Source organism: Streptomyces sp. NPDC046303, assembly GCF_055588085.1.
Window position 1 is genome coordinate 1 of sequence record NZ_JBVJFA010000080.1, and the last position, 5,374, is coordinate 5,374.

Annotated in this window: 4 protein-coding genes and 2 pseudogenes; all 6 read right to left on the reverse strand. The window is 68.3% G+C overall.

Annotation, left to right across the window (positions count from 1 at the left end; all coding sequences use genetic code 11):
* Positions 1 to 115 precede the first annotated feature (115 nt).
* The gene (locus ACZ6I1_RS34825) at positions 116 to 1,282 is read right to left on the reverse strand and encodes a site-specific integrase (RefSeq protein WP_469293126.1); all 1,167 of its coding nucleotides are present in this window, start codon (positions 1,280 to 1,282) and stop codon (positions 116 to 118) included.
* Positions 1,279 to 1,491, reverse strand: coding sequence for a helix-turn-helix domain-containing protein (locus ACZ6I1_RS34830; RefSeq protein ID WP_360895150.1), 213 nt, complete (start codon positions 1,489 to 1,491; stop codon positions 1,279 to 1,281). Before ACZ6I1_RS34830 ends, ACZ6I1_RS34825 begins: the two co-directional genes overlap by 4 nt.
* A gap of 501 nt (positions 1,492 to 1,992) precedes the next feature.
* Positions 1,993 to 2,688 (reverse strand): annotated as a pseudogene (locus tag ACZ6I1_RS34835) (ATP-binding protein); the annotation flags it as partial.
* Between the two features lie 111 nt (positions 2,689 to 2,799).
* The gene (locus ACZ6I1_RS34840) at positions 2,800 to 3,966 is read right to left on the reverse strand and encodes a site-specific integrase (protein WP_469293126.1); all 1,167 of its coding nucleotides are present in this window, start codon (positions 3,964 to 3,966) and stop codon (positions 2,800 to 2,802) included.
* Positions 3,963 to 4,175, reverse strand: coding sequence for a helix-turn-helix domain-containing protein (locus tag ACZ6I1_RS34845; protein ID WP_360895150.1), 213 nt, complete (start codon positions 4,173 to 4,175; stop codon positions 3,963 to 3,965). Before ACZ6I1_RS34845 ends, ACZ6I1_RS34840 begins: the two co-directional genes overlap by 4 nt.
* A gap of 501 nt (positions 4,176 to 4,676) precedes the next feature.
* Positions 4,677 to 5,374: pseudogene (locus ACZ6I1_RS34850) on the reverse strand (ATP-binding protein); the annotation flags it as partial.

Genomic DNA, 5,374 nt, shown 5'->3' on the forward strand with positions numbered 1-5,374 from the left:
GGACGAAGAGGTCGTGGGTTCAAATCCCGCCACCCCGACAGAGTAAGACCAGGTGAGGCACCTACCGATTTCGGTAGGTGCCTCACCTGTTTCCGCTGAGTGACTAACTGAGTGACTACGGCTTCCGAGCGTCCTTGAAGATCTCGTCCATGGCCGTCGCGCCGGTTTGGATCACGGGCCGGATCTGCTTCCGGTAGACCGCCTCGGTCACGGCCGTACCGGAGTGCCCGACGAGCCTGGAGATCTCTTCGAGCGGGACCCCCTTGTCGGAGAGCAACGAGACGAAGCTGTGCCGGAGCTCCCGCGGGGTCCACTCCTTCGCATCGACCCCCTCGGCGCCGGTGATCGCCTGCCGGAAGGCACGCCGGACGTTGGTCGAATCCAGCTCGGTACCCGCGGCGGAGGAGAAGACCAGCCCCTTCTCCGTCCACTGATCACCAGCGGCCAGCCGGTCCCACCCCTGATCTTCGAACTGCTGCCAAAGCGCTTCCACGCACCGGGCCGGTAGGGCGATGGTCCGGCGCGACTTCCTGGTCTTGGTGTCCCCGGTGGAGCGGACCGACCGCCACACCGCGATGTGCGGCGGTACGGGAGGCACCGCGGTGGGGTCCCCCTTCAGGAAGACGTGATCCCAGGTGAGCGCTCGCATCTCCTCGGTCCGGGCGCCGGTGAGCAGGGCCACCACGATGTACGCGTACGCAGACGTCCCCTCCGCGGCCTTCAGCACGGCTTCGGCCTGGGCCAGCTTGAGCGCCTTCGACGGCCGGCCGGGCTGCCCGGTCGGGATGGAACACAGCTCCACGATGTTCCGCTTCACCTTGTCCCGGACCATGGCCCGCTTCACGGCGCGGTTCAGACACGAGTGGATCGCCTGGAGCGTGCGGGTGCTGAGCGTCTTGGCCTTCTCAGCAAGCCACTTGTCGACGTCCTCGCCGCTCAACTCCCGAAGCTTCCGGGCACCGAGCGCGGGGACGACGTGAATCCGGCTGAGGGACGTACAGGTGGCCACGGTCCGCGCGTCGCGGCCGGCCAACCCGTACATGAGCCAGTCCTCCACTGCGTTCGCCACGGTGTAGTTGGTCGGCGCGACCGCCAACCCGTCCTCGTGATCGCGGAGCACCTCCTTGAGCTTGTTCTTAGCCTCGGTCTTGGTCTTGCCGCTCCCCTTCCGCACGACGCGCTTCCCGCGAGCATCGAAGCCGAGGGTGGCGGTGGCGATCCACCGCTGCCGCTTCTCGTCCCAGTGGAGACCACCGTCTCCCCTGCTGCGGCGCTTGGTCACTTGCTCTCTCCTGCCTCGCGCTCCAGGAGCGCGACGTACTCGTTGATGGCGGAACGGGGGATAAGCCGGGCCCGGCCCTCGTTGACGGTGCGGAGGCGGCCGGAGCGGATCAGTTCGTAGATGACGGAGCGGCTCAGGCTGAGGGCGGTCGTGGCTGCTGCGACTTTGAGCAGGACAGGTTCCATGGGCGGCGTGGTCGTGACGCTCACTGGTGTTCCTTCCTCCGGGCTGAGGGCGGCGCGGCGGCGGGCGGCAAACAGGGGACTCAATGCCGGGGCCTGTGGACATCGGCGTGTGTCCGAGGTTGGGATTTCTGCGTCATCGCGTCACTTGCGTCATTTGGGGCCCTGACCTGCGGGTTTGCGTGACGGAGGGGGTCGGGGGCTACGTCACCGGTGACACAGCCAGCCGTCACGGGTGACGCAGGTGACGAACGGTGACTCAGGAATTGTGGTTCTGCGTCACGGGTGTTGTTGCAGGTCAGGGCCGGTTTTCGGGGCCGTCGTGACGCAGGTGACGCAGCGTCTTCCTACTTAGGAAAAAAGTGGGGCTTGTGTCTGTTGTTGTGTGCGCCTTAGGGCGTCAATGCGGAGCCGCAAAGCGGCACGCCCTTTGGGCGGCGGCGCGGCCGCCGAAGAACAAGAAGAGCACCGGAGCGCCAGGCGCGGGGTGCTCCTCTTGCTTGTGCGGCCGGGACCGCCGACGCGGGTCTAGAAGAGGTCCTGCTGCTCGTCGTGCGTGGGCTGGGGCCGGGCCATCGCGATGTAGCGGGCGGTGCGGGTGCGGCCCCAGTCGACGAGGACACCGCGGGCGGCGAGGACGGGCTGGAGTCGCTTGAGGCGGTCGGAGAGGACTTTGCCGGTGGTGGGCCATCCCTTGGGCTGGGGCCGGAAGTCCTCGCCGGTGTAGAGCTGGGTCAGCGCGTGCAGCCACTCTGCCGACGCCATCCGGACCTCGGTGCCCGGCTCGATGTCGGCGGCGTGCTTGAGGACCGTCTGAGCGAGGAGGTCGCCCTCGATGACGTCGTCGTTGAGGTCGTCCAGGCTGGCCCGGTAGGCATCCAGCGCCCCAAAGCTGCGGGCAGCGTCCAGCTGCGCGCACAGGTGGGCGAAGTCGGCCATGCGCAGGTCGGTCGGGATGTCCGCGCGGGCGGCGCGGACGCTGACGGCCAGGTCGAGGACGGACCCGAGGATCACGGGCAACTCCCGCGCGAACTCCGTCCACAGCTCCTCCTCGGTCCGCCGCACGCGGGGCCGTTCCAGGCGGAGGGGGAGGAGGCGTTCGGCGAGGTCAGGGCGGATGACGCCGACGTCGATTCCGGTGAGCAGGAGCGGGCGGCGGTAGCGGGCGCGGACGACGTCGCCGTCGGTGAACAGGGCCCGCTTGATGTTCTCGGCGCCGGTGACGAAGAGGTCGTGGGTTCAAATCCCGCCACCCCGACAGAGTAAGACCAGGTGAGGCACCTACCGATTTCGGTAGGTGCCTCACCTGTTTCCGCTGAGTGACTAACTGAGTGACTACGGCTTCCGAGCGTCCTTGAAGATCTCGTCCATGGCCGTCGCGCCGGTTTGGATCACGGGCCGGATCTGCTTCCGGTAGACCGCCTCGGTCACGGCCGTACCGGAGTGCCCGACGAGCCTGGAGATCTCTTCGAGCGGGACCCCCTTGTCGGAGAGCAACGAGACGAAGCTGTGCCGGAGCTCCCGCGGGGTCCACTCCTTCGCATCGACCCCCTCGGCGCCGGTGATCGCCTGCCGGAAGGCACGCCGGACGTTGGTCGAATCCAGCTCGGTCCCCGCGGCGGAGGAGAAGACCAGCCCCTTCTCCGTCCACTGATCACCAGCGGCCAGCCGGTCCCACCCCTGATCTTCGAACTGCTGCCAAAGCGCTTCCACGCACCGGGCCGGTAGGGCGATGGTCCGGCGCGACTTCCTGGTCTTGGTGTCCCCGGTGGAGCGGACCGACCGCCACACCGCGATGTGCGGCGGTACGGGAGGCACCGCGGTGGGGTCCCCCTTCAGGAAGACGTGATCCCAGGTGAGCGCTCGCATCTCCTCGGTCCGGGCGCCGGTGAGCAGGGCCACCACGATGTACGCGTACGCAGACGTCCCCTCCGCGGCCTTCAGCACGGCTTCGGCCTGGGCCAGCTTGAGCGCCTTCGACGGCCGGCCGGGCTGCCCGGTCGGGATGGAACACAGCTCCACGATGTTCCGCTTCACCTTGTCCCGGACCATGGCCCGCTTCACGGCGCGGTTCAGACACGAGTGGATCGCCTGGAGCGTGCGGGTGCTGAGCGTCTTGGCCTTCTCAGCAAGCCACTTGTCGACGTCCTCGCCGCTCAACTCCCGAAGCTTCCGGGCACCGAGCGCGGGGACGACGTGAATCCGGCTGAGGGACGTACAGGTGGCCACGGTCCGCGCGTCGCGGCCGGCCAACCCGTACATGAGCCAGTCCTCCACTGCGTTCGCCACGGTGTAGTTGGTCGGCGCGACCGCCAACCCGTCCTCGTGATCGCGGAGCACCTCCTTGAGCTTGTTCTTAGCCTCGGTCTTGGTCTTGCCGCTCCCCTTCCGCACGACGCGCTTCCCGCGAGCATCGAAGCCGAGGGTGGCGGTGGCGATCCACCGCTGCCGCTTCTCGTCCCAGTGGAGACCACCGTCTCCCCTGCTGCGGCGCTTGGTCACTTGCTCTCTCCTGCCTCGCGCTCCAGGAGCGCGACGTACTCGTTGATGGCGGAACGGGGGATAAGCCGGGCCCGGCCCTCGTTGACGGTGCGGAGGCGGCCGGAGCGGATCAGTTCGTAGATGACGGAGCGGCTCAGGCTGAGGGCGGTCGTGGCTGCTGCGACTTTGAGCAGGACAGGTTCCATGGGCGGCGTGGTCGTGACGCTCACTGGTGTTCCTTCCTCCGGGCTGAGGGCGGCGCGGCGGCGGGCGGCAAACAGGGGACTCAATGCCGGGGCCTGTGGACATCGGCGTGTGTCCGAGGTTGGGATTTCTGCGTCATCGCGTCACTTGCGTCATTTGGGGCCCTGACCTGCGGGTTTGCGTGACGGAGGGGGTCGGGGGCTACGTCACCGGTGACACAGCCAGCCGTCACGGGTGACGCAGGTGACGAACGGTGACTCAGGAATTGTGGTTCTGCGTCACGGGTGTTGTTGCAGGTCAGGGCCGGTTTTCGGGGCCGTCGTGACGCAGGTGACGCAGCGTCTTCCTACTTAGGAAAAAAGTGGGGCTTGTGTCTGTTGTTGTGTGCGCCTTAGGGCGTCAATGCGGAGCCGCAAAGCGGCACGCCCTTTGGGCGGCGGCGCGGCCGCCGAAGAACAAGAAGAGCACCGGAGCGCCAGGCGCGGGGTGCTCCTCTTGCTTGTGCGGCCGGGACCGCCGACGCGGGTCTAGAAGAGGTCCTGCTGCTCGTCGTGCGTGGGCTGGGGCCGGGCCATCGCGATGTAGCGGGCGGTGCGGGTGCGGCCCCAGTCGACGAGGACACCGCGGGCGGCGAGGACGGGCTGGAGTCGCTTGAGGCGGTCGGAGAGGACTTTGCCGGTGGTGGGCCATCCCTTGGGCTGGGGCCGGAAGTCCTCGCCGGTGTAGAGCTGGGTCAGCGCGTGCAGCCACTCTGCCGACGCCATCCGGACCTCGGTGCCCGGCTCGATGTCGGCGGCGTGCTTGAGGACCGTCTGAGCGAGGAGGTCGCCCTCGATGACGTCGTCGTTGAGGTCGTCCAGGCTGGCCCGGTAGGCATCCAGCGCCCCAAAGCTGCGGGCAGCGTCCAGCTGCGCGCACAGGTGGGCGAAGTCGGCCATGCGCAGGTCGGTCGGGATGTCCGCGCGGGCGGCGCGGACGCTGACGGCCAGGTCGAGGACGGACCCGAGGATCACGGGCAACTCCCGCGCGAACTCCGTCCACAGCTCCTCCTCGGTCCGCCGCACGCGGGGCCGTTCCAGGCGGAGGGGGAGGAGGCGTTCGGCGAGGTCAGGGCGGATGACGCCGACGTCGATTCCGGTGAGCAGGAGCGGGCGGCGGTAGCGGGCGCGGACGACGTCGCCGTCGGTGAACAGGGCCCGCTTGATGTTCTCGGCGCCGGTGACGA